Genomic DNA, 22471 nt, shown 5'->3' on the forward strand with positions numbered 1-22471 from the left:
CGCGCGGACCAGCCACCCCGAATCGAGGAAGCATCCCCATGCCGTACATCACCGTGGGCCAGGAGAACACCAACCCCGTCGAGCTGTACTTCGAGGACCAGGGGGCCGGGCAGCCGGTCGTCCTCATCCACGGCTTCCCGCTCGACGGCCACTCCTGGGAGCGGCAGACCGCCGCGCTGCTCGACGCCGGGTACCGCGTGATCACCTACGACCGCCGCGGATTCGGGCGCTCCTCGCAGCCGACCACCGGCTACGACTACGACACCTTCGCGGCCGACCTGAACACCGTGATGGAGACCCTCGACCTGAACGACGCCGTCCTCGTCGGCTTCTCCATGGGCACCGGCGAGGTCGCCCGCTACGTGTCCACGTACGGCTCCGCCCGCGTCGCCAAGGTCGCCTTCCTGGCCTCGCTGGAGCCCTGCCTGCTCAAGACCGACGACAACCCGGACGGCGCGGCACCCAAGGAGTTCTTCGACGGAGTCGTCGCCGCGGTCAGGGCCGACCGCTACGCCTACTACACCGCCTTCTTCAGCGACTTCTACAACCTCGACGAGAACCTGGGCACCCGGATCAGCGAGGAAGCCCTCCGCAACAGCTGGAACACCGCGGCCGGCGGCGGCTCCTTCGCCGCCTCCGCGGCCCCGTCGACCTGGTACACCGACTTCCGCGCCGACATCCCGTCCGTCGACGTGCCCGCCCTGATCCTGCACGGCACCGCCGACCGCATCCTGCCCGCCGAGAACACCGCGCGCCCCTTCCACAAGGCGCTGCCGTCGGCCGACTACGTCGAGATCGAGGGCGCCCCGCACGGCCTGCTGTGGACCCACGCGGAGGAGGTCAACAGCGCCCTCCTCGCCTTCCTGGCGAAGTGATCCCCCACCGCTGACCCCCCTCCGGGGTGACGTCCGGGCCCCGGCGTCACCCCGGCCCCGCGGTTCCCCGGCGCGGGAACCGGGCGAGCTCAGGAGAGCAGACACCCCATGCAGTTCGGCATCTTCACCGTCGGTGACGTGACGACCGACCCCACCACCGGTCGCACCCCGACCGAACGCGAGCGCATCAAGGCGATGGTCGCGATCGCGCTCAAGGCGGAGGAGGTCGGCCTGGACGTCTTCGCGACCGGCGAGCACCACAACCCGCCGTTCGTGCCGTCGTCACCGACCACCATGCTCGGTTACATCGCGGCCCGCACGGAGCACCTGATCCTGTCCACGTCCACGACGCTCATCACCACCAACGACCCGGTGAAGATCGCCGAGGACTACGCGATGCTCCAGCACCTTGCCGACGGCCGGGTCGACCTGATGATGGGCCGCGGCAACACCGGCCCGGTCTACCCGTGGTTCGGACAGGACATCCGCCAGGGCATCAACCTCGCCAAGGAGAACTACGCGTTGCTGCGCCGGCTGTGGCGCGAGGACGTCGTGGACTGGGAGGGCACGTTCCGCACCCCGCTCCATGGCTTCACCTCGACACCGCGGCCCCTGGACGGCGTCCCGCCCTTCGTCTGGCACGGCTCCATCAGGTCCCCCGAGATCGCGGAGCAGGCCGCCTTCTACGGCGACGGCTTCTTCCACAACAACATCTTCTGGCCCGCCGACCACACCCGGCGCATGGTGCAGCTCTACCGGCGCCGGTTCGCGCACCACGGCCACGGCCGGCCGGAGGACGCGATCGTCGGCCTCGGCGGCCAGGTCTTCATGCGGACGAACTCCCAGGACGCCGTACGGGAGTTCCGCCCGTACTTCGACAACGCGCCGGTGTACGGCCACGGCCCGTCCCTCGAGGACTTCACCGAGCAGACCCCGCTGACCGTGGGATCTCCCCAGCAAGTCATCGAGCGGACCCTGTCGTTCCGCGAGACCGTCGGCGACTACCAGCGCCAGCTGTTCCTGATGGACCACGCCGGCCTGCCCCTGAAGACCGTCCTGGAACAGCTCGACATCCTCGGCGAGCAGGTCGTGCCCGTGCTGCGCAGGGAGTTCGCGAACCTGCGACCGGCCGACGTACCGGCGGCCCCCACGCACGCCTCGCTCCGAGCCGTCGGGGAGGTGCCCGCCGCATGAGGCTGACCGTGGTCTCCGCGGGGCTGAGCACCCCCTCCTCCACCCGCCTGCTCGCGGACCGGCTGGCCGGATCGGCCCGCGACGCACTCGCGGCCCGGGGGCACGAGACGTCGACGGAGGTCGTGGAGCTGCGCGAACTGGCCGGTGACATCGCCCACCACCTCGTGACCGGGTTCCCACCGCCGCGGCTGAGGTCCGCGATCGACGCGGTGACGGCCGCCGACGGCCTGATCGTCGTGACTCCCGTGTTCGCCGCCTCCTACAGCGGACTCTTCAAGTCCTTCTTCGACGTGATCGACCCGGACGCCCTCACCGGGAAGCCGGTCCTGACCGCGGCGACGGGCGGAACCGCCCGCCACTCCCTGGTCCTGGAGCACGCCGTCCGCCCGCTCTTCGCCTATCTCCGCGCCGTCGTCGTCCCCACCGCCGTGTTCGCGGCGTCCGAGGACTGGGGCTCGGGCGGAGACGACCACACCGACGGCCTGCCCGGCCGGGGCCGCCGCGCGGGCGACGAGCTCGCCGCGCTCATGGCGGCGCGCCCGGTCCGGGAAGAGCCCGAGGACGACGTCACCGTCCTCGAACGGCAGCTCGCCGACCTCCGCTTCGACTGAGCGGGCCACCGGGCCGGGCGACACCGGGGTGGTGCACATGGTTCATACTGTTCCGCCGTATGAGCGTGAACCGAGTGACGACGAGGACCGTGCCCGAGGAGCCCGACGGCGTACGGACACCCCTCCGAGGCAGGGACGCCGAGCTGGCGTTCATCGAGGAGCGGCTCGACGCGCTCGGCCGGGGCGAAGGCGGGATCGTCCGTGTGGAGGGCCCCGCCGGAATCGGCAGGTCCAGGATCCTCGCCGAGGCCGCGGCGGCCGCGAGGCGGCGCGGGACGCGGGTGTTCGAGGGAGCGGCGGACCCCGACGAACAGTTCGTACCGCTCGGGCCGCTCCTGGAAGGCGTACTCTCCGGCGAGGAACCGCTGCCCGGCGCCCGACGCCTCCGGGACCTCGCCACGACACCCGGCCAGCGGTTCTGGCTGCTTCAGGAGCTGGGGGACCGCCTGCGGGAAGCGGCCCGCAACGGACCCCTGCTCGTCGTCCTCGACGACCTCCAGTGGTGCGACGACCTGACCCTCCTCACCTTCCACACCCTCGCGGCGGGACTCTCCTCGCACCCCATCCTGTGGCTGGTCGCCGTGCGCGGCGGCAGCGTGCCGTCGGGAGTACGCACCACCCTGGACCGGATCCGTCAGGCGGGCGCACGCGAACTCGTCCTGGAAGCGCTGGAGGACCGTGCGGTCGCCCGGATCACCGAGGACGTCCTCGGCGCCCCTCCCGACCCGGACGTCCTCCGCCTCGCCCGCCGCGCCGAGGGGGTCCCCCAGCTGCTGGTCGAGCTGCTCGGCTCGCTGCGCGAGGAGGCGGTGACGATCGAGAACGGAACGGCCGGGCTGCCGGCCGGACCTCCCGCCCCACGGCCACTCCCCTCCGTCGCGCGCCGCCTCGACCAGCTGTCCGACGAGGCACGGGAGCTGGTGCAGACGGCCGCCGCCGTGGGCGGCACGGTCACCGTCGCGCTGCTCGCCGAACTGCTCGGCAGGTCCTCGGCGGCGCTCATCACAGCCGTACGGGAGTCCCTCGACGCCGACCTGCTCGCCGAGAGCGGCGATCTCCTCGCCTTCCGCCACGACCTGGTCCGCGAGGCCGTGGACGCCGGCCTCCCTCTGCCCCTGCGGCAGGCCCTGCGCCGGCATGCCGCCGGGCTGCCGCCGGGGAGGACGCAGGCGGACGCGACGGGGGCAGGGGGAGCGGCCCCGGGAGACGCGGCGGAGGCCGACCGGCTGCGCGCCGAAGCGGCGGAACTCGCCGGTACCGCCCCCGCAGCCGCCGCGGAACGCAGCATCGAGGCCCTCGAACTCATCGCGGCGCACGCTCCGGAGCGGCCGCGGGTGGTGGCCGAGACGATCCCGCTGCTCTGGCAGACGGGCCGGGCCGCCCAGGCGCGTGAACTGGGAACCGCCGCCCTGGCGGCCGGCGGTCTCGGACCCGAGGACGAGGCGTTCATCCGCCTGGCCCTGGCACGCCTCGCCGTACAGTCCGACTTCTCCGAGGCGGTCCGGCAGGCCCGCGCCGGGGCGGCGCTGCCCGGGATCTCCCCGACCGCCAGGGGGCGACTGCTCGCCATGCTCGCCGTCGGCCTGTCGATGTCGGGCGAACACGCGGCGGCCGAGCAGGTCGCCGCGCAGGCGTGGGAGACCGCCCGGGCAGCGGGGGACCGTGCCGCCGAGGCCACCCTGACGACGGTCCGCTCGGCCGTGAGCTTCCACCGCATGGACCTGGCCGAGGCGTTCCGGCAGGCCGAGCGGTCCGCCGCGCTGGCCGACGCCCTGGGCGTCAGCACCTCGCAGTGGGTCCCGGAAGCCCTGTGGCACGCCCTCCTGTCCAACACCACCGGACGCACCGCCGAGGCGCTCGCCGTCGCGGAGGAGGGCATCCGGACCACCAGGCAGCAGGGCCGGACGGCCGCCACCCGCATGTGGCTCATGACCCGCACCCGCGTCCTCCTCGAGACCGGACGGCTGTCGGACGCCCGGGCCGACGCCGAAGCCGCGTCCCCGGCGGCCGGCGAACCCGGCCCGGGCAACCTCGCCGACGTCACGGTCCGGTACGTGATGCTGCGCGTCGCCCTCCATACCGGCGACCGGCGGACCGCGGAGGCGTACGCGGCGGAGGCGAGGCGCATGCGCGGCGACGACGCACTCGTCGTCCGGCACTTCGGCGCCTGGATGCTGGCACTGATGGCCGACCACGAAGGCCGGCCCGACCGCGCCATGGCCGAACTCGACGCGGTGATGACGTCGCCCGCCGCGGACCGGCCCGCCTACGCCGGCCTCATCGACCCGGCCGACGCCCCCGTGCTCGTCCGCATGGCACTGCGCGCGGGCCGGCACGAACGGGCCGTGCAGACGGTCGCGATGGCCGAGAAGCGGGCCGTGCTCAATCCCGGCCTGCCGTTCCTCGCCGCCACCGCCGCCCACGCCCGGGGGCTCCTCGACAACGACCTCGCCCCTCTCGTGCGCGCCGTCCGGCTGTACGAGGACTGCCCCCGGGTCCTGGCCCGGGCCTCCGCACTGGAGGACGCCGGACGCAAGTCGGCGGCCACCCGCAAGCCCGAAGCGGTGCCGTACTTCGAGAAGGCCCTCGCGCTCTACGCGAGGGCGGGCGCCGAACGGGACGCCGCACGGGTGCGCCGGCGCCTGCGGGCCGGCGGGTTCCGCAAGCGGCCCTCGCCGGCCGGACGGGACGGCGAATGGGCCGAGCTGACGGCCGCGGAGACACGGGTGGTACGGCTCGTGGCCCGGGGGCTGACCAATCGGCAGGTGGCCGAGCAGCTCTCCCTCTCGCCGCACACGGTGGGTTCGCACCTGCGCCGGGCCTTCACCAAGCTGGACGTCACCTCGCGCGCGGAGCTGACCCGGCTGGTGAAGCATCGTGACAGCGGAGAGTAACCGCTTCGTATCCCGCGTGGGTGCCGTGGCAATGGACGATTCATGCGATGTGCCGACGTCGTCGTTTCCTCAGACTGATCAAGAACCGCGGAAGGGAGAAGCCCGCGGGGACAAGTGATCGAGAGAGGAACAACGCATGACCGGAAGGCTCCAGCGAGCCCGCCCCGGCAGCCCCGAGCTCCAGGCACTCGTCGACGAGCTCGCGGAGCGGCTCGGCCGGTCCGTCGCCGTCGACGACCCGCTGGTCCGCATGGTCTGCACGAGCCGCCACTTCGGCGACGAGGACCCGGTGCGCATCGCCACCCTGCTGCAGGGCCGCGCCGACAACGCCGCCATCCGCTACGTCCTCGACCAGGGCGTGACCCAGTGGTCGAGGCCCGGCTTCATCGACGGCCGCGACGATCTCGGACTGCTGCCCCGGTACATCGTGCCGCTGCGCGAACGCGGGCACCTCCTCGGACTGCTCGTGGTGGTCGTCCCCGAGAAGACGCTGGAAGAGCGGGAGACGACCGCCATCACCCGGGCCGCGCACGCCATGGCGGCCCAGATGTACGGGGAGCGGATCGCCGCCGACACCCGGAAGTCCGACGAGCGGGACCTGGCCCTCGCACTCGTCGGCGCCGACGCCGCCGCACGCACCACCGCGCATCGGCGCGGCAGGGAGCTGGGGTTGCTCGGCGCGGCGGAGCACGTCCTGGTCACCGTCGTCCAGCTGAACAGCGGGACGGAGCTCGTACGCCAGTCCGAGGCCGCCCTGTGGGCGGCGCTGGAGGGGTACCGGCAGACGCGCTCCGCCCAGGGACTCATCGCGATCGGCAAGGAGCGGGCGTCACTGCTCCAGCTCCGCGACCGGCCACCGCACCCGGACGAGGTCGCCGCCCAGTCCGCCCACATCCTCGACGAACTCCGCACCTTCCTGGACTCCTCGGCAGACCCCGTGATCGGCGTCGGCGGCCGGCACGCCGGCCTGCACGAGGCGTGGACGTCGTACGAGCAGGCGCTCGTGGCCGCCCGCGCGGCACGCCGACTGCCCTCCCTGAACGGCATCGGCGACTGGGAATCCCTCGGCGAGCTCGCCGTGCTGCTCCAGCTCCCCGAGCACGCCCTGAACGCGTCGCTGGTCCCGAAGCCCCTCCGTACCCTGGCCGAGGCCCACGGCGGTGACCGCCTGCGGGACACCCTGCGCTGCTTCCTCGAACACGCGGGGTCGATCCCCAAGACCGCGGAGACGCTGGGCATCCACCGCACCTCGCTGTACTACCGCCTGCGCCAGATCCAGAAGATCACCGGACTCGACCTCGACGACGGCGCCCACCGGCTCGCCCTGCACCTCGGCCTCAGGGTCGGCGAACTCCTCGACGCGGGCGCCGGCAGGGCCGTCTGACCCCGACCCGGTTCGACAAAGCGAGGAGGACCCACGGCCCGATTCCTACAGCTCGCGGTGGTGCGGGCGACGGGCCCCATTCGATGATGTCCGGGACGGGCGGGGCCGACGTACCGCCTCTGACCAGGGGAGAGGTCATGGAGCAACTGATCACGACGGACGGCGCACGGCTCGCGTACCAGGACACCGGCGGCGACGGCGTCCCCCTGGTGATGCTGCACGGCTGGGGGCAGACGCAGGCGATGTTCCGCCACCAGATCGAGGGGCTCGCACCGGCCCGTCGGGTCGTCACCGTCGACCTGCGCGGCCACGGTCGGTCGGACAAGCCGCACCACGGCTACCGCATCGCCCGGCTCTCCCGCGACGTGCTCGAACTCGTCGACCACCTCGGCCTGGAACGGTTCGACGCCCTGGGTTGGTCCATGGGCGTCTCCGTGTGGTGGAGCTTCGTCGACCAGTACGGGACCGGACGGATCCGGCGCTTCGTCGCCGTCGACCAGCCCGCGGCGGTCGCCGCCGTGCCCTGGATGACCGAGCGGGAACAGCGGGACTCCGGCGCCATCTTCGACGTGTCGGGGCTGCTGTACCTGGGCGCGTCCCTCGCGGGGCCGGAGGGCGACACGGTCCGCGCCGACTTCGTGCGCGGCATGTTCTCCGGCGAGCCCGACCCCGAGGTGCTGGCCTTCGTCGCCGAGGAGATCCGGTCGACACCCCCCCCATGCGGGCGTACCGCTGCTGTTCGACCACTGCGCGCAGGACTGGCGCGACGTGCTTCCCCGGATCGATGTGCCGACCCTGGTGATCGGCTGTGAGCGAAGCCATGTGCACCCCGATTCGCAGCGCTACGTCGCCGAGCGGATTCCCGGCGCACGCCTGCACGTCTTCGCCTCCGAGGTGGCGAGCTCGCACTTCCCCTTCCTGGAGAACCCGCCGGCCTTCAACGCCGTGGTGGAGAAGTTCCTGGCCGAGGAGCCGGCGCGAGGGGTGTGAACCCCGCCCTCCGTCCGCACGAAACCACGGTCAGGAACCACCATGCCCCTCACCCTCATGCCACGTGCGCCCGAACGGGTGCCCCGGCAGGCGACTGCTCCGGCCCCGGCCTCCCCCTCCTCCTCGGGGTGGCTGGTCCGGATGCTCTCCGACATGCCGGACACCGAGGACCGCAACCACGTCTACCTTGGCGTCCACGTCCGTGGGCCCGTCACCGTCGTCCACGAGTCGGCCACGACCTCGCTGGAGCCGAACGACCTGGTCTTCTGCGACCCGGCCCGACGGCACCTGCTGCGCTTCGGCGAGGACTGCCAGATGATCTTCTTCCGGGTGCCCCGCTGTTACCTGAGCGTCTCGGAGGCGGAACTCGACCGGGTGCTCGGCGTCCCCGTACGCGGCGGGGAGGGCATCGGGGCGCTGGCGTCCGACTTCCTGACCGGGCTGGCCGCCACGGCGGAGTCCCGCGGGTCCACGATCGGGGACCGACGCGCCCGGACGGCCGTACACCTCCTCTCCGTCCTGGTCATGGAGCTCCTCGACGCGGACACGACGGACGGGGCCGACGACGCGTCCGGGGCCGCCCACGCGATGCTGTCCCGTGTCCACGGCTACATCGAAGAACATCTGATGGACCCGGACCTCTCGCCGGAGTCGATCGCACGCGCCCACCACATCTCCGTCCGGTACCTGCAGAAGCTCTTCCAGAACGACGGCAGCACGGTGAGCCAGTGGGTGCGGCGGCGCAGGCTCGAGTTCTGCCGGCTGGAGCTGGGCCGCTCCGACCGGAGAACCACCATGGCCGCGGTGGCACACCGCTGGGGCTTCAGCAGCCCCTCGCACTTCAGCCGCACGTTCCGCGGGGCCTACGGCATGAGCCCCAGCGAATGGCAGGCGCTGGCGACATCGGCCTTCGCGGCGACGAGCGCCGACGCGCCGGCCGCGCGGCGGCGCCGAGACCTGCGTGCGCGCGTGTGACAGCACGGATGCGCGCACGCGCAAGAGGCGTCACGTCCACGGTCCTACCGTGAGTAACGGTCGCAAGGACCTCTCGCCGAATCCCGGGCCGCGACCTGACCGTCGTGACGACGCGCCCCACGTGGCCCGACACCGAGAAGAGAACGCGCATGAACCCCACCGTCGTCCTCGTGCACGGTGCCTTCACCGACGCGACGGGCTGGATAGGCGTCATCTCGGAACTGCGGAGCAGCGGTATCCCGGTGATCGCTCCGTCGAACCCGCTGCGGGGCCTGACGTCGGACGCCGCCTATCTCGCCTCCGTCCTGGCGCAGGTCGACGCCCCGGCGGTACTCGTCGGCCACGCATACGGCGGTGCGCTGATCACCGTGGCCGGCACCGCGGAGAACGTCGTGGCGCTCGTCTACGTGGCCGCCTACGTGCCCCACGAGGGCGAGAGCCTCGGCCAGCTCCAAGGGGGATTCCCCGAGTCCCCGCTGACGGGCAGCCTGAAGGAGTGGACGTACCCCCTCCTCGACGGCGACTCCGGGGTCGAGGTCACCATCGAGGAGGCGGCCTTTCCCTCCGTGTTCGCGGCGGACGTGCCCGAGGACGTCGCCGGCGTCCTGGCGGCCGCTCAACGCCCGCTCGCGGCGGCCGCCTTCACCGAGACCGCGTCCGCGGCGGCGTGGCGGACCAAGCCGTCCTGGGCCCTGGTGGCCGGGGCGGACCGCACGATCAGCCCCGAGGTCCAGCGCTTCGGCGCCGCACGGGCCGGAGCCGTCGTCGTCGAACTCCCCGACGCCTCCCACGCCGTCGCCCTCTCCGAGCCCACCCGGGTCGCCGACCTGATCAAAGACGCGGTACGGGCGACGAGCTGACCGACCGGCCTGCGGGACGGCCACGTCGGCAGGACATCGGCGACCGCCTCGGGCGCGGGAGCCGGGACGGCCGCCCGTGCCCTTTCGTCGACGACGGGGCGTGACGGGGTGCTCACGCGGCGGGCCGCTGCCGGCCGCGGGTGCGGAAGCCGAAGGTGAGGGCGCCGCCGGCGAGGAGGATCAGCACCAGTGTCGTGCCGTTCCCCCCGGTCAGACCGGTGACCTCGTCCGCAAGGCCTTCCCAGAAGCCCTTGTCCGGCAGGTGTGCCGCGCCGCCCAGCCACAGGGAACCGTCGGCCGCGGTGACCGGACTGCCGACCGAGGTCCGTGCCGACCGGGCCAGCTGCGGAAAGCGTCGCTCCGCCTCCGCCTTCCCCACAGTCGTCAGGTCCAGGTCAGTGAAGTCGGCACCGCCGTAGACGTAGCGGTTGATGCGGGTGGTGTCGCCGTCGCGGGTCTCGCGGGTCAGGTCGAACTCCTTCTTCCGGTAGGACTCGACGTAGTCGTCGAAGACCTGTCGGGGCCGCCAGGCGCCGCTCATCGCGGCCGGGCCGAGGTCTTTCGAGTCGATGAGGTCGTCGAACGAGGTGCGGTGCCCCTGCTGGTGCCTCTCGCGCACCCACTGCGCGACGACGCGCGCCAGGAAGGCCCGGCGCAGGGGCGCGTACTCAGGTGCGGTGTTGACCGCCTTGACGATTTCGGGCAGGACCAGTGTCCGCTCCAGGTCCTCGTTGTGGGCGTCCGTCGCCGCGTCGGCCGTGCAGGGCGGTGCGTGGGGGTCGTCGATGTTCTCCGACTCGCTCCTCACGTCGAGTCGTGCGTCGAGGACGTACAACTCGTCGCCGTCCTCTCGGACCTCGACCTTTCCGGGGACGATCCACATGCGGCCGGAGAAGCAGGACGAGCCGTCCGCCGCGGACCGGAACTCCCGCCAGAAACGTGCCCCCGTCTCCGAGTCGGGGTGCAGGATCTGCGCCTCCGTGCGCTTCATCTGCAGATCTGCCTCCAGCATGGCGCGGCCCGCGTTGGTGCGCCCCAGGGCCGGATCGATGATGCGGTCCGGTTCCGTGGGATTGAGGTTGACCCAGAAATCCTGCGGATCGAGGACCAGCCAGGTCCGTAGATCCTCCGCCGTGGTGGTCAGCGCGCTGTAACCGGATTCGGGGTCCCGGTGGCTCTGCTGTCCTGCCGGATTCGACCGGGCCGAGAACGCGTACCGCACTCCTTCGGTGTCGGGGCGGTCGGAGAGGTAGCGCAGTTCCATCGTGGAGAAGTCGACGCCGCCGTAGTCGGCGGACGTGAGCGCCTTGCCGAGACCACTGGACGAAGCCTCCGGATCACAGGGCGCGGCCAGTGGTGCCGCAGCCAGGACGAGGCCGTCCCGCTGCCCCTCGCCGTCGGCCCGGCCGGGCACGAGGGGGGCGCTGACGGTGGGGCAGTCACCCTGCGCGAGGTTCATCGTCCGCTGCATCTGCGGCTCCGCCTGCTTCCCGCGCGCCTCGTCCCTCTTCTGGATCGCGGGCGTGGCCTTGCTCATGACCTCCCGTGCGGTGACCACGGACAGATCCGACGTGGGTTTCCCGTAGCCGTAGTAGGAGATCGCCTTCCTGACCGGGAAGAAGTCGGTCTTCTTGTCGCAGCTCTTCATGCAGGGACTGTTCTCGCTGATGAGGCCCGCCCCGGACCCGTGCACCATCGCGAGGGCCAGATCCTTCACGTGCCGGGCGCTGAGGTTCTTGCGCTCCAGACGGATCGCCGCCTCGGCGATGGACTGGAAGCGCAGGATGGGGATCTCTTCGGAGTGGGCCCCTTGGTACACGTTGTAGGACCTGGCTTTGATCAGGCGACTCCGGCTGCCGAGCCCGAGTTCCTCGTACAGGTCCTCGTTCTCCTCCCGGTACGGGACAGCGAACGCGTCGATCTCGTACTTCCCCTCGATGCGGAAGTGGGACCAGTGGGAATTGAGTCCTCTCGTCAGACGGTCGTAGAACCGCTCGACGTTGAGCCAGGAGAACCGGGGGTCATCCTTCAACCAGCCCAGGTCGAAGTACTCCACCGACACGTTCCCGGGAATGGATCTTTTTCCGAACTTCTTCCTCGCCCGCGCCAGGTCGCGTCCCATCGGGGTCGCGAGCAGCCTCTCGGCGGCTTCCTGCTTCTCCTGGTGGGAGTTCAGGCTCTTGCCCCGAGGGACGATCAGAAGGACGTCGCCGGAATCGGAGCCGGGCACCGAGGGCTTTGCCAGGGCGCCTGGTGCCACCAGCGACACACTCGCGACCGATGCGACGACCAGGGTGACGAGGCGCCGCCACAGGCGTCGGTGCGCCGCCCGCCTAGGCGAGGGGATCCGCATCACGGCCTCCCTCGGCCCGCGGGTCGTGGCCTTCCTGGGGGTGCGGCACGCGGCCTTCCCGGGCCGTGGGAGCGTGGCCTCTCCCGACCGTGGGCGCGTCCCCGGTGGCGTGGGCGGCACGCAGGTAGTCCTCCAGGACCCGCTCCGGTCCGGTTTCGTCGCCGAGGGTCCTCGCGGTGGCCTCGCCCTTGCGGAAGAGGGCGGCACCGACGGCGATCAGGGCCGCTGCCGTGACGAGGGCGAGGAGTGAAGTGGCCGCCAATGACGTGGCGTTGGAGCACGGCGTGACGCCGAAACCGGACCCGTCGAACCTGATCGAGGGCGCATACCGGTAGCTGACGTCGCAGGCGGACGCGGTGGGCGCGGCCGAAAGGGGCGCAAGCAGCGCCGCGAGCAGCAGGCACAGCGCACGGGCCGTGCGTCGCGTCGCCGTGAGAGCGGTGCGTGACGTCATGACCCCACCAGCCGACCGACGTCCGTACGCAACCGCATCGCCCTTGCCCGCAACGCCTCTCCCTCTTCCCGGGCTTCCCGCGCTTCCTGAGCCCGCTGCGCTTCCTGAGTCTCTTGTGCTTCTCGAGCGTCCTGCGTCTCTCGTTCTTCCCGTGCCTGTGGCTGTTCCCGCGCACCGAGGGCCGCCGCCGCGGCACGTTCCTGTTGCCAGCGCCAGCCGGCCACCTCCAACTGGGCCCGCTGGAAGCGCCGCAACGCCCGTGCCGCGGCCGGTCCGTGCCGTCGCCACGTGCTGACCAGGGCCCAGAACCGCAGGGCCGGGTCCAGGAGGAAGGGCACCTCGCGTTCGGTGACGGCGCCGCCGACGCCCGCCTCGGCGGCCTCGGCCGTCACCGCTCCACGCGCGGCGGCGACGCGGGCGCGGCTCCCGGAGCGCAGCAGCAGGAGGCACACCGTGAGGAACGGCACCTGCGGCGCCAGCCAGATGGCCGGGGAGATCACCAGGGTGTCGAGCGTCCCGCCGATGCCGACACGGTCGCGGACCAGCCCGGACAGCCACGCCGACAGGACCTCGTTGGCCACGGCCCCGCCGATCGCCGCCACCAGCCCCGCGGTGACCAGGCCGACACGCTGTGCGCGTCGCCGCGTCTGGGCCGCGAGCCCGATCCCGGCACCGACGAGTGCGCCGAAGACGACCTGGCTGCCGAACAGGGACGCGCACTGGCGGATCCAGTACTCGAAGCCGCCGGTCGCGCCGTTGAGGCTGCTCAGGATCGACCACAGCTCGATGACGATGACGCTTTCCGTGAAGTTGTACCCGAGCCCGGCGGCCGCGCCGAGCACGAGGCCCGTCACGACGTCGGTGACACGGTGCCGGAACATCAGGACCAGCAGGACGACGCCGGCGGCTGCGGCCAGTTGGTTGACCGTGCTCAGGTGAAGCAGCGTGACGTCGATCGTCCGGTAGCCGAGGTCGAAGGTGAAGGTGAAGTCGACCTGGTTGCCCGATCCATCGGTGGTGGACCCGGTGAGGTCCGTGCCCTCGTACATGTAGCCGTTGACGGTGCCGTACGCCAGGTTGGTGAAGGCGCGGCCCACACCCCACTGGATCAGCGCGCCCCAGCCGAACGCCGTGAGCAGCATCGGCAGGGGCAGCCAGCCGAACCGCTGCGCCCGGTGGATGAGCCACAGGGCGAACGCGCTGGTGGGGACGCAGGCGAGGACGAGCAGCGGGGACTTCGCGAGGACGAACAGGGAGAACAGCGCGAAGGGGCCCAGGAGCACTGCCAGCGCCGCCCAGGTCAGGACGGTGGCCCGGCGGTCCTCGGACGGCATCCGGACGATGACCGCCTGGAGCGCGATACCCGCCACGATGCCCGCGAGCACACCCCAGAAGGCGGTCCGGGGGATCGCGAAGAGGGAGCCGAACGAGTCCAGCGCACCCTCCTCCGGCATCCCCGGGAACCGCCAGAAGATGGTGAGCGAGGGCTCGTCGGGCAGCACGTGCGGCCGGGTCAGGTTGAGCAGCAGCTCCAGCAGGTACGCCCCGATGACCAGCCGGACCACGAGCAGGGCGCGTCCCCGGGCGACCTCGTCGTCCCGCAGGAGCCGTCGGCCGGCCGCGACGGTGGACGCGGGCGTGGACGCGGGCGCTGGAGGGGAGGGGCGGGGGAGGTCGGAGGGGGGTGTGGGGGTGCCGATGGTGGGTCGCTCCGTCACGAGACATCACCGGGCAGGCCGGGGAGATCCGTGGGCAGCTCAAGGTCCGTGGGCAGTTCGACATCCGTGGGCACTCCGCCCGCGGGCGGATCGGCGGGCCAGGAGAAGGAGGGCAGCTCGGTGGGCAGCGAGGGCGGATCGCCCGGCGTGGTGGGAAGCCCCGTCGGAATGCCCCCGGGCCCCGGGGAGAGGGAGGGAAGCCCCGGGATCTTCGGCATCTCAGGGTCGATGGACCCCGAGAACTGCACGGCCAGGGACGTCCCCAGGGCGATCACACCGATCACCGCGCCCACCACCAGGAACCGTGTCTGCGGACGCGGTTCACCGACACGCGGCTCCACCACGTCCCCGTCCTTGTGCCTGCTCTCCTCCTCCAACAGGTCCATGTGAACCTTCGCCGTTGTCCGGCCCTTGTCGCCCGGCCCGGCTGGGTCGTCTTCGTGCGCAGCGGATGCCACGGTTCCTCCCTCGGATGGCGCGGCATGCGGGCGGTTTTCCCGCCCGCATCAGGAGCGGGAGCCGGTACGCGGCTCTCGGCTCGAGGCGTACGGCGTCGTGCGGTCGGGTCAGCCGGGTCAGCTCGCGCCCAGGAGGTGGTCGGCGTGGGAGCCGAGCTTCTGCAACAGGCCGGTCGAGTTGCTGGGCCCGGTGAGGCCGGTGACCTCACGGGTCGCGTCGGTCTGCAGGGTCATCTGCACGAATCCGTGCTGGTCACTGGCCACCTGGACCGCCTTCCGCAGTGCGGGACCGCCCATGGTGCAGGCGGCCCGTACGGTGGTGCCGGGCCTGGCGGTGGGCAGCCGCACGGTGCAGGAACCGATGTCCACGGAGCGGGGATTGCCCAGGCGGTAACCGTCCTCGTCCTTGTGCAGGAGGGCCTCCAGCGCGAGTGCGTACCGGGCGGCGACGGACTCGTACGGCATGCGGTTCGTCAGGCTGACGGTCACGGTGACGGTGTGGCACAGCGCCCCGCACACTTCGTCGACGGTCTCCGAGACCTCTTTCGGGGCGGGTTCGGCGCTGATCGGCACGACGGGCGGCAGGGAGCGGATGGCCGTGTGCATCGCCTCGTACGTGCCGCGGGCGGTGGCCGCGTTCTCCGTGCGTACCGACAGCTTCGCCACGGGGTCGAACTCGGACTCCTCGGGCTGACCGTCGCTGTCGTGCAGGGCGTCGAGCCCCGAGTAGCCGAGCAGCCGGTGCGGTTCGGACGCCGTGACCCAGTACGTGCCTGACTTGGTGCTCCCCTTGCCGACTACGGCGACAGGGGCCGCGTCGGCGGGCACCCCGTCCGGCCGCGGGAATCGCTCCGCGGCGGAGGACGAGACCGACGAGGTGCCCCCCTCGGCCCCACCGGTGCCGGTGGCCTTGGCTGCGGACGCCAGGGCCGAGGCGAGCGGAGAAGGGGCCAACCAGTCCAGATCCAGCCCGAGCACCTGGCGAGTGCCAGCCGACCGGCGGATCTCGGTCCAACGGCCGACGTGCGCCTGGGGCTCCTCGACGCCCATCATCTGCAGCATCACGCGATCGGCCTTGACGAACATCGCCGCGCCCGCGACCGACACGACCTGGGCCTTGTGATCATCGGCGCTCACGGTGCCGAACACATCACCGCTGCCCATAGCACGCAGGTCGGCGGTGACGTGCGTTGACGTGAGGGCAGCCGACCTTTCCGGGAACCAGTCGTCGTATGACCACGACCCTGACCAGTGCAGGACTTTGGCCTGCTCGACCGCCGCGCCGACCTTCTTCAAGGATGATGCCGGCGGAGGGCCCGAGCTTCCGTCCGGGCTCTGCCCCGAACAGGAGAGCAACAGGAGAGCGCCGACGACCGAGAGGGCGCCGGCAAGACGGGGCGGCCGTGCGCGCCGTCCCTGGCCTCGCAGCCGACGGTTGGTGACCAGCTCGGTGCCGATGACGCGCACGCCGCCCTCCCCCTGTATCCGGGCCCCTCCGTCACCCCCACCGAGCGGTGCTCGTCGAAGTTCGTGAGGTTGGGGTGACAGTCGCCGGCCGGCCGTCACAGCCCCGAATCAATGCGTTTGCTCGGTAGAACGCTTCGAGGCGTGAAGGGTTACGCACCCGCCATTGTTGAACTCTTACCGGATCGGGTGTGGACGCGGCACCTCAAGACCGTGTCCGGTGTGGTGAGACGGACGGGCCGCTCGTAGCAGCAAATGGCTGCGGCGAGGGCGAGAAAGGCCAGGCCGTTGCGGGGGTGGCGTTCGGGGCGGTGGTTGAGCCGGCGGCCGGTGAGCCGGGACAGAGAGCAGACCGCGGAGAGCTCGGACAGGATGCCCCGCCGGCGTCGCCGCCGTATGCCTCGATCAGGTGGGAAGCCGGTGCGTCCGCCGTGACCCCGGCCCGCCGGCTCGAACGCCCCTCCCGCGATCACGCTCGGTTACTATGCTCACTTCAATGCCGGAAGCCGGCAGCAAGGGGCGCGGCACCATCGGCGGTCTGCTGGGGAGAGTGGGGACGACCGGCCCGCAGACGGAAGCTCTCCAGGTTCTCCCCAGCGCCGTCGACCGGTGATCTGCGCCTCAGGACACCGGATGAGCTGTCCGTGGATGGCAAGGTTCAGAAGATGGGTGGCCTGGGAAAGTGTTGGAAGAGGTCGTAGCGACCCGCTATGTCACGCCCCTGCGTGAGGGTGGCTCGCTCCCCGGGATCGTCGAGGCCGACGATCTCGGCACGTACGTCATGAAGTTCACCGGAGCCGGCCAGGGCCGCAAGACCCTGGTCGCCGAGGTGATCTGCGGGCAGCTCGCCCGCCGGCTCGGGCTGCGGGTGCCCGAGCTCGTCACCATCCAGCTCGACCCGGTCATCGGGCTCTCCGAACCCGACCAGGAGGTGCAGGAGCTCCTCAAGGCCAGCGGCGGGCTCAACCTCGGCATGGACTTCCTGCCGGGCTCGCTCGGCTTCGACCCGCTCGCCTACGAGGTCGACCCGAAGGAGGCCGGACGGGTCGTCTGGTTCGACGCGGTCATCAACAACGTCGACCGCTCCTGGCGCAACCCCAACATGCTGGTGTGGCACGGCGACCTGTGGCTCATCGACCACGGCGCCACCATGATCTGGCACCACAACTGGCCCGGCGCCGCCGCCTCCGCCGCCCGGCCCTACGACGCTTCCGACCACGCCCTGGCCCCCTTCTCGCCCGACATCGCCGCCGCGGCCGCCGAGCTCGCGCCGCTCGTCACCCGCGAGCTGCTCACCGAGGTCGCCGCCGACGTCCCCGACGAGTGGCTGGTCGACGAGCCCGGCTTCGCCGGCCCCGACGAGGTGCGGGCCGCGTACGTGGCGGCGCTGCTGCCGCGCGCCGAGACCATCCACGAGCGGATCACCCTCGGCCCGCGTACCGAGCGGCGGCCCCAGCAGCCCCCGGGCTGGCTCGCCGAACGCCTCGCACCCCGGCCGCACGACACCGGGCACTCCGCCGGGCCCGCCACCGAGAAGGACAGCACCCCGTGACCGACCGCGATGTCTTCGAGTACGCGCTGCTGCGCGTGGTGCCCCGCGTCGAACGCGGCGAGTGCTTCAACGCCGGCGTGGTCGTCTACTGCCGGGCCCGTTCCTTCGTGGCCGCCCGCACCCATCTGGACGAGGCCAAGCTGGCCGCTCTCGACCCGGCGGCCGACGTCACCGGCGTACGGGCCGCGCTGCACGCCGTCGAGGGCGTCTGCGCGGGCGGCGAGGCCGCCGGGCAGGCGGCCCGCGACGACGCCGGCCGGCGCTTCCGCTGGCTGATCGCACCCCGCTCGACGGTCGTGCAGCCCGGCCCGGTGCACACCGGCCTGACCACCGACCCCGAGGCCGAGGTGGAACGCCTGCTCGATCTGCTCGTGCGCTGACCGGCGCACCGCGGCACGCGGAGTGATCGGGTGCACCCGGTGGGCCGTTGACACCGGGTGCCAGGGCTTCTAGCGTCTCGTCTACGGTCGATACTAAGCGGTCGCTCACCTGCGGGAGAGCGAGCGGACCGCCGGCAACGGCCGTATCCAGGGACGTTCCAAGGGCGAGGAGAACAAGCATGTCCACCACCGAGCAGCGCGTAGCCGTCGTCACCGGTGCGGCGCGGGGCATCGGAGCCGCCACCGCGATCCGGCTCGCCGCCGAGGGCCGGGCCGTCGCCGTACTCGACCTCGACGAGGCGGCCTGCAAGGACACCGTCGAGAAGATCACCGCCGCGGGCGGCACCGCGCTCGCCGTCGGCTGCGACGTCTCCGACAGCGCCCAGGTGGAGGCCGCCGTCGCGCGGGTCGTCGCCGAGCTCGGCGCGCCCACGATCCTCGTCAACAACGCGGGCGTGCTCCGCGACAACCTGCTCTTCAAGATGTCCGAGGCGGACTGGGACACCGTCATGAACGTCCACCTCAAGGGCGCGTTCCTGATGGCCAAGGCGTGCCAGAAGCACATGGTCGACGCCGGCTTCGGCCGGATCGTCTCGCTCTCCTCCTCCTCGGCGCTCGGCAACCGGGGCCAGGCCAACTACTCCGCGGTCAAGGCCGGTCTCCAGGGCTTCACCAAGACCCTGGCCAAGGAGCTCGGCAAGTTCGGCATCACCGCCAACGCCGTCGCCCCCGGCTTCATCGTCACCGAGATGACCGCGCAGACCGCCGAGCGGGTCGGCATGGGCTTCGAGGAGTTCCAGGCCGCCGCGGCGTCCATGATCCCGGTCCAGCGCGTCGGCCGGCCCGAGGACATCGCGAACGCCATCGCCTTCTTCACCGGCGACGACGCCGGCTTCGTGTCCGGCCAGGTCCTGTACGTGGCCGGCGGCCCGCTCAACTGACGCCCCGGCGCGGGAGGAGAACGCACATGAGCGCGAACGAACTGCCCGAGCCCTCGGGCAAGGTCGCCCTGGTCACCGGCGGCAGCCGGGGCATCGGCTACGGCATCGCCGAGGCCCTCGTCGCCCGCGGCGACCGGGTCTGCATCACCGGGCGCGGCGAGGAGGCCCTCAAGGAGGCCGTGGAGCGGCTCGGTGCCGACCGGGTCATCGCGGTGCCGGGCAAGGCGCACGACGAGGCCCACCAGGCCGCCGCCGTCGCCGCCGCCATGGAAGCCTTCGGCCGGGTCGACTTCCTGATCAACAACGCCGGCACCAATCCGGTCTTCGGGCCGATCGCCGAACTCGACCTGGGCGTGGCCCGCAAGGTCTTCGAGACCAATGTGGTCTCGGCGCTCGGCTTCGCCCAGCACACGTACCGGGCGTGGCAGAAGGAACACGGAGGGGCGATCGTGAACATCGCCTCGGTCGCCGGAATCGCCGCCTCGCCGTTCGTCGGCGCGTACGGAATGAGCAAGGCGGCCATGATCAATCTCACCCTCCAGATGGCCCACGAATTCGCTCCGGCGGTCCGGGTCAACGCCATCGCCCCGGCCGTCGTGCGAACGAAATTCGCCGCCGCCCTCTACGAAGGCCGGGAGGCCGAGGTGGTCGCCTCCTACCCGATGGGCCGGCTCGGGGAGCCGCGGGACGTCGGGGGCGCCGCCGCCTTCCTGACCTCCTCGCAGGCGGACTGGATCACCGGCCAGACACTGGTCGTCGACGGCGGTATTTTCCTGAACGCCGGTGTCGGGTGACCGGTATCCGGACACTTCGCTGAATTCCTGACCGGTTTGGCCCCGGTTGTTCAGAGAATGCCTCGAGTGCCCCGCCCGGGCCGATCGTTGACCTGGCGGGGCGCTGCGGTATCGTCGGCCGACCCCAGGCTGAACGAGGAGCGTGCACGTGTTCAACCGGACCAGTCTGCAGGCCGCTGCAGCCCTTGCGTCCATATCCCTCCTGTCCGGATGCAGTGTGTTTTCGGACGGTGAATCCGCAACGGAACAGAGAATCGTCGTGGGGACGACGAGCTCGCCCTCGACGCTCGATCCGGCCGCCGCCTGGGACAATTCCTGGGAGCTTTTCCGGAATGTCTTCCAGACGCTCGTGAGCTTCCCGACCGGCCGGACGACCCCCGAGTCGGACGCCGCGGACTGCAAGTTCAAGGAGGGCTCCTCCAGCCGGGTCTTCGAGTGCCAGGTCCACGAGGGACTGACCTTCTCCAACGGTCACAAGCTGGACGCCGAGGCCGTGAAGTACTCGATCGAGCGGATCCGCACGATCAACCACAAGGGCGGCCCCAACGGCATGCTGGGCTCCCTCGACAAGGTCGAGGTCGTCGCCCCCGACACGGTCGTCTTCCGGCTGAACAAGCCGGACGCCACCTTCCCCTTCGTCCTGGCCACCCCGGCCATGTCGATCGTCGACCCGGCCGAGTACCCGGCCGACCGGCTCCGCACCGACGGCAAGCTGGTCGGCTCGGGCCCGTACGTCCTCGACGAGTACAAGGAGAAGGAGAAGGCCGAGCTCACCCGCAACCCGAGCTACAAGGGCTTCGCCGACCGCAAGAACGGCGGCGTCACCATCCGGTACTTCGCCGAGTCCGAGGCGATGGTCACCGCGCTGAAGGAGAAGGAGATCGACGCCACCTACCGCGGTCTGACCGCGGCCGAGGTGGTCGACCTCCAGGCCGACAAGCCGGAGAACCAGGGTCTCCAGCTGGTCGAGTCCACCGGCGCCGACATCCGCTACCTGGTCTTCAACACCAAGGACGACTCGGTCGCCAAGCTGCCCGTCCGCAAGGCCATCGCCCAGCTCGTCAACCGCGAGGAACTGGTCAACAAGGTCTACCAGGGCACCGCCGAGCCGCTGTACTCGATGGTCCCCAAGGGCATCGCGGGCCACACCACCAGCTTCTACGACCGCTTCGGCGAGCCCGACCCCGCCAAGGCCAAGTCGATCCTGCGGGCCGCCGGCATCACCGAGCCCGTCGAGCTGGACTTCTGGTACACCACCGACCGCTACGGCTCCTCGACCGCGCCCGAGTTCGCCGAGCTCAAGCGCCAGCTGGAGGGGTCCGGCCTCTTCGAGATCACCCTGCACGGCAAGCCGTGGAAGGAGTTCCAGGCCGGCTACCAGAAGGGCGAGTACCCCGTCTTCGGCCGAGGCTGGTTCCCCGACTTCCCGGATCCGGACAACTTCATCGCCCCGTTCGTGGGCGAGGAGAACGTCCTCGGCACCCCGTACGTCAGCCCCGAGATCACCGGCGAACTCCTCCCGAGGTCCCGGCGCGAGAGCGACCGCGCGGCCGTCACGGACGAGTTCAAGAAGGCCCAGGAGATCATGGTGCGCGACGTCCGGCTGCTGCCCCTGTGGCAGGGCAAGCTGTACATCGCGGCGAGCGAGGACATCGCGGGCGGCGAGCGGGCGCTCGACCCGCAGACCGTCATGCAGCTGTGGGAGCTCAGCCGCCGCACCAGCTGGTAGCCCGCGGCCCGGGTCCCCGCGGGACCCGGGCGGACGGCGTTGTCAGTGGCCCCCGGTAGGTTCTCGTCTGGAGTACAACGAAGCCCACCGGAGGTTGTTGACGTGACCGACACCGACATGCTGCCCGAGTCCTGGCGCGGCGTCCTCGGCGAGGAGCTGCAGAAGCCCTACTTCAAGCAGCTCACCGAGTTCGTCGAGGAGGAGCGGGCCAAGGGGCCGGTCTACCCGCCGCGCGAGGAGGTCTTCGCCGCCCTCGCCGCCACCCCGTTCGACAAGGTGAAGGTCCTGGTCCTCGGCCAGGACCCCTACCACGGCGAGGGTCAGGGCCACGGCCTGTGCTTCTCCGTCCGCCCGGGTGTGAAGACCCCGCCCTCGCTGCGGAACATCTACAAGGAGATGCAGGCCGAGCTCGGCCACCCGATCCCCGACAACGGCTATCTGATGCCGTGGGCCGAGCAGGGCGTCCTGCTGCTCAACGCGGTGCTCACCGTCCGGGCCGGCGAGGCCAACTCGCATAAGGGCAAGGGCTGGGAGAAGTTCACCGACGCGGTCATCACGGCCGTCGCCGCCCGCCCCGACCCGGCCGTCTTCGTGCTGTGGGGCAACTACGCCCAGAAGAAGCTCCCGCTCATCGACGAGAGCCGCCACGCCGTGGTGAAGGGCGCCCACCCCTCGCCGCTGTCGGCGAAGAAGTTCTTCGGTTCCCAGCCCTTCACCCAGATCAACCAGGCCGTCGCCGCCCAGGGCCACGAGCCGATCGACTGGCGCATCCCCGACCTCGGCTGAGCCCGGCGGGCCCCGTGCGGACCGGGCCGGTCCGGCGCGGCGGAGCCCGACCCGGCGCC

20 protein-coding genes are annotated in these 22471 nt (G+C 71.4%); 15 read left to right on the forward strand and 5 right to left on the reverse strand.

What is annotated here, in order from left to right:
• Window positions 1-38 precede the first annotated feature (38 nt).
• From ABD954_RS29415 to ABD954_RS29455, 9 genes are all read left to right on the forward strand, one after another.
• The gene (locus tag ABD954_RS29415; protein WP_345490559.1) at window positions 39-875 is read left to right on the forward strand and encodes an alpha/beta fold hydrolase; all 837 of its coding nucleotides are present in this window, start codon (window positions 39-41) and stop codon (window positions 873-875) included.
• Between the two features lie 108 nt (window positions 876-983).
• Complete coding sequence (locus ABD954_RS29420; RefSeq protein ID WP_345490561.1) at window positions 984-2069, forward strand: LLM class flavin-dependent oxidoreductase; 1086 nt, start codon at window positions 984-986, stop codon at window positions 2067-2069.
• Window positions 2066-2680 carry an FMN reductase gene (locus ABD954_RS29425; RefSeq protein ID WP_345490563.1) on the forward strand — a complete coding sequence of 205 codons (615 nt, stop codon included), beginning with the start codon at window positions 2066-2068 and terminating at the stop codon, window positions 2678-2680. The genes ABD954_RS29420 and ABD954_RS29425 overlap by 4 nt, the downstream gene beginning before the upstream one ends.
• A 59-nt stretch (window positions 2681-2739) precedes the next feature.
• The gene (locus tag ABD954_RS29430; RefSeq protein ID WP_345490564.1) at window positions 2740-5574 is read left to right on the forward strand and encodes a helix-turn-helix transcriptional regulator; all 2835 of its coding nucleotides are present in this window, start codon (window positions 2740-2742) and stop codon (window positions 5572-5574) included.
• 136 nt (window positions 5575-5710) lie between these two features.
• The gene (locus tag ABD954_RS29435) at window positions 5711-6958 is read left to right on the forward strand and encodes a PucR family transcriptional regulator (RefSeq protein ID WP_345490566.1); all 1248 of its coding nucleotides are present in this window, start codon (window positions 5711-5713) and stop codon (window positions 6956-6958) included.
• A 137-nt stretch (window positions 6959-7095) separates the two neighbouring features.
• Window positions 7096-7770, forward strand: coding sequence for an alpha/beta fold hydrolase (locus ABD954_RS29440; protein ID WP_345490568.1), 675 nt, complete (start codon window positions 7096-7098; stop codon window positions 7768-7770).
• A gap of 10 nt (window positions 7771-7780) precedes the next feature.
• Complete coding sequence (locus ABD954_RS29445) at window positions 7781-7948, forward strand: alpha/beta fold hydrolase (RefSeq protein WP_345490569.1); 168 nt, start codon at window positions 7781-7783, stop codon at window positions 7946-7948.
• Window positions 7949-7990: 42 nt separating this feature from the next.
• Complete coding sequence (locus ABD954_RS29450) at window positions 7991-8923, forward strand: helix-turn-helix domain-containing protein (RefSeq protein ID WP_345490571.1); 933 nt, start codon at window positions 7991-7993, stop codon at window positions 8921-8923.
• 149 nt (window positions 8924-9072) lie between these two features.
• Window positions 9073-9783, forward strand: coding sequence for an alpha/beta fold hydrolase (locus ABD954_RS29455; RefSeq protein ID WP_345490573.1), 711 nt, complete (start codon window positions 9073-9075; stop codon window positions 9781-9783).
• Between the two features lie 112 nt (window positions 9784-9895).
• Here ABD954_RS29455 and ABD954_RS29460 read toward each other — a convergent pair whose 3' ends face one another.
• The 5 genes from ABD954_RS29460 to ABD954_RS29480 all read right to left on the reverse strand — a co-directional run bounded on the left by ABD954_RS29460 (window position 9896) and on the right by ABD954_RS29480 (window position 15903).
• Complete coding sequence (locus tag ABD954_RS29460) at window positions 9896-12136, reverse strand: hypothetical protein (RefSeq protein WP_345490575.1); 2241 nt, start codon at window positions 12134-12136, stop codon at window positions 9896-9898.
• Entirely contained in the window at window positions 12117-12590 is a 474-nt protein-coding gene (locus ABD954_RS29465; RefSeq protein WP_345490577.1) for a hypothetical protein, read from the reverse strand. Before ABD954_RS29465 ends, ABD954_RS29460 begins: the two co-directional genes overlap by 20 nt.
• On the reverse strand, window positions 12587-14308 hold the full coding sequence (locus ABD954_RS29470; protein ID WP_345490579.1) for a PrsW family glutamic-type intramembrane protease: 1722 nt from the start codon (window positions 14306-14308) through the stop codon (window positions 12587-12589). Before ABD954_RS29470 ends, ABD954_RS29465 begins: the two co-directional genes overlap by 4 nt.
• A complete protein-coding gene (locus ABD954_RS29475) occupies window positions 14305-14694 on the reverse strand; it encodes a hypothetical protein (protein WP_345490581.1) in 390 nt (129 codons plus the stop codon). Before ABD954_RS29475 ends, ABD954_RS29470 begins: the two co-directional genes overlap by 4 nt.
• A gap of 189 nt (window positions 14695-14883) precedes the next feature.
• Window positions 14884-15903, reverse strand: coding sequence for a hypothetical protein (locus tag ABD954_RS29480; protein ID WP_345490583.1), 1020 nt, complete (start codon window positions 15901-15903; stop codon window positions 14884-14886).
• 1009 nt (window positions 15904-16912) lie between these two features.
• On the opposite strand from ABD954_RS29480, the gene ABD954_RS29490 reads away from it, so the two are divergent.
• From ABD954_RS29490 to ung, 6 genes are all read left to right on the forward strand, one after another.
• Window positions 16913-17782, forward strand: coding sequence for a HipA family kinase (locus ABD954_RS29490; RefSeq protein WP_345490585.1), 870 nt, complete (start codon window positions 16913-16915; stop codon window positions 17780-17782).
• On the forward strand, window positions 17779-18162 hold the full coding sequence (locus ABD954_RS29495; protein WP_345490587.1) for a DUF3037 domain-containing protein: 384 nt from the start codon (window positions 17779-17781) through the stop codon (window positions 18160-18162). Before ABD954_RS29490 ends, ABD954_RS29495 begins: the two co-directional genes overlap by 4 nt.
• A gap of 179 nt (window positions 18163-18341) precedes the next feature.
• Complete coding sequence (gene fabG, locus ABD954_RS29500; protein ID WP_345490589.1) at window positions 18342-19103, forward strand: 3-oxoacyl-ACP reductase FabG; 762 nt, start codon at window positions 18342-18344, stop codon at window positions 19101-19103.
• Window positions 19104-19129: 26 nt separating this feature from the next.
• Window positions 19130-19897: an SDR family oxidoreductase gene (locus ABD954_RS29505; protein ID WP_345490591.1), complete on the forward strand. Its 768-nt coding sequence runs from the start codon at window positions 19130-19132 to the stop codon at window positions 19895-19897.
• A 148-nt stretch (window positions 19898-20045) separates the two neighbouring features.
• The gene (locus ABD954_RS29510) at window positions 20046-21626 is read left to right on the forward strand and encodes an ABC transporter substrate-binding protein (protein WP_345490593.1); all 1581 of its coding nucleotides are present in this window, start codon (window positions 20046-20048) and stop codon (window positions 21624-21626) included.
• A gap of 102 nt (window positions 21627-21728) precedes the next feature.
• Window positions 21729-22412, forward strand: a complete 684-nt coding sequence (ung, locus tag ABD954_RS29515) for a uracil-DNA glycosylase (RefSeq protein WP_345490595.1) — start codon at window positions 21729-21731, stop codon at window positions 22410-22412.
• Window positions 22413-22471: the final 59 nt, after the last annotated feature.

Source organism: Streptomyces roseoviridis, from assembly GCF_039535235.1.
GTDB classification, from domain to species: domain Bacteria; phylum Actinomycetota; class Actinomycetes; order Streptomycetales; family Streptomycetaceae; genus Streptomyces; species Streptomyces roseoviridis.

Coding starts and splice junctions, on each gene's coding strand:
- ABD954_RS29430 (WP_345490564.1), top strand. CDS start 2,740: ATGAGCGTGAACCGAGTGACGACGAGGACCGTGCCCGAGGAGCCCGAC.
- ABD954_RS29440 (WP_345490568.1), top strand. CDS start 7,096: ATGGAGCAACTGATCACGACGGACGGCGCACGGCTCGCGTACCAGGAC.
- ABD954_RS29505 (WP_345490591.1), top strand. CDS start 19,130: ATGAGCGCGAACGAACTGCCCGAGCCCTCGGGCAAGGTCGCCCTGGTC.
- ABD954_RS29415 (WP_345490559.1), top strand. CDS start 39: ATGCCGTACATCACCGTGGGCCAGGAGAACACCAACCCCGTCGAGCTG.
- ABD954_RS29435 (WP_345490566.1), top strand. CDS start 5,711: ATGACCGGAAGGCTCCAGCGAGCCCGCCCCGGCAGCCCCGAGCTCCAG.
- ABD954_RS29475 (WP_345490581.1), bottom strand. CDS start 14,694: ATGGACCTGTTGGAGGAGGAGAGCAGGCACAAGGACGGGGACGTGGTG.
- fabG (WP_345490589.1), top strand. CDS start 18,342: ATGTCCACCACCGAGCAGCGCGTAGCCGTCGTCACCGGTGCGGCGCGG.
- ABD954_RS29465 (WP_345490577.1), bottom strand. CDS start 12,590: ATGACGTCACGCACCGCTCTCACGGCGACGCGACGCACGGCCCGTGCG.
- ABD954_RS29450 (WP_345490571.1), top strand. CDS start 7,991: ATGCCCCTCACCCTCATGCCACGTGCGCCCGAACGGGTGCCCCGGCAG.
- ABD954_RS29460 (WP_345490575.1), bottom strand. CDS start 12,136: ATGCGGATCCCCTCGCCTAGGCGGGCGGCGCACCGACGCCTGTGGCGG.
- ABD954_RS29455 (WP_345490573.1), top strand. CDS start 9,073: ATGAACCCCACCGTCGTCCTCGTGCACGGTGCCTTCACCGACGCGACG.
- ABD954_RS29425 (WP_345490563.1), top strand. CDS start 2,066: ATGAGGCTGACCGTGGTCTCCGCGGGGCTGAGCACCCCCTCCTCCACC.
- ABD954_RS29420 (WP_345490561.1), top strand. CDS start 984: ATGCAGTTCGGCATCTTCACCGTCGGTGACGTGACGACCGACCCCACC.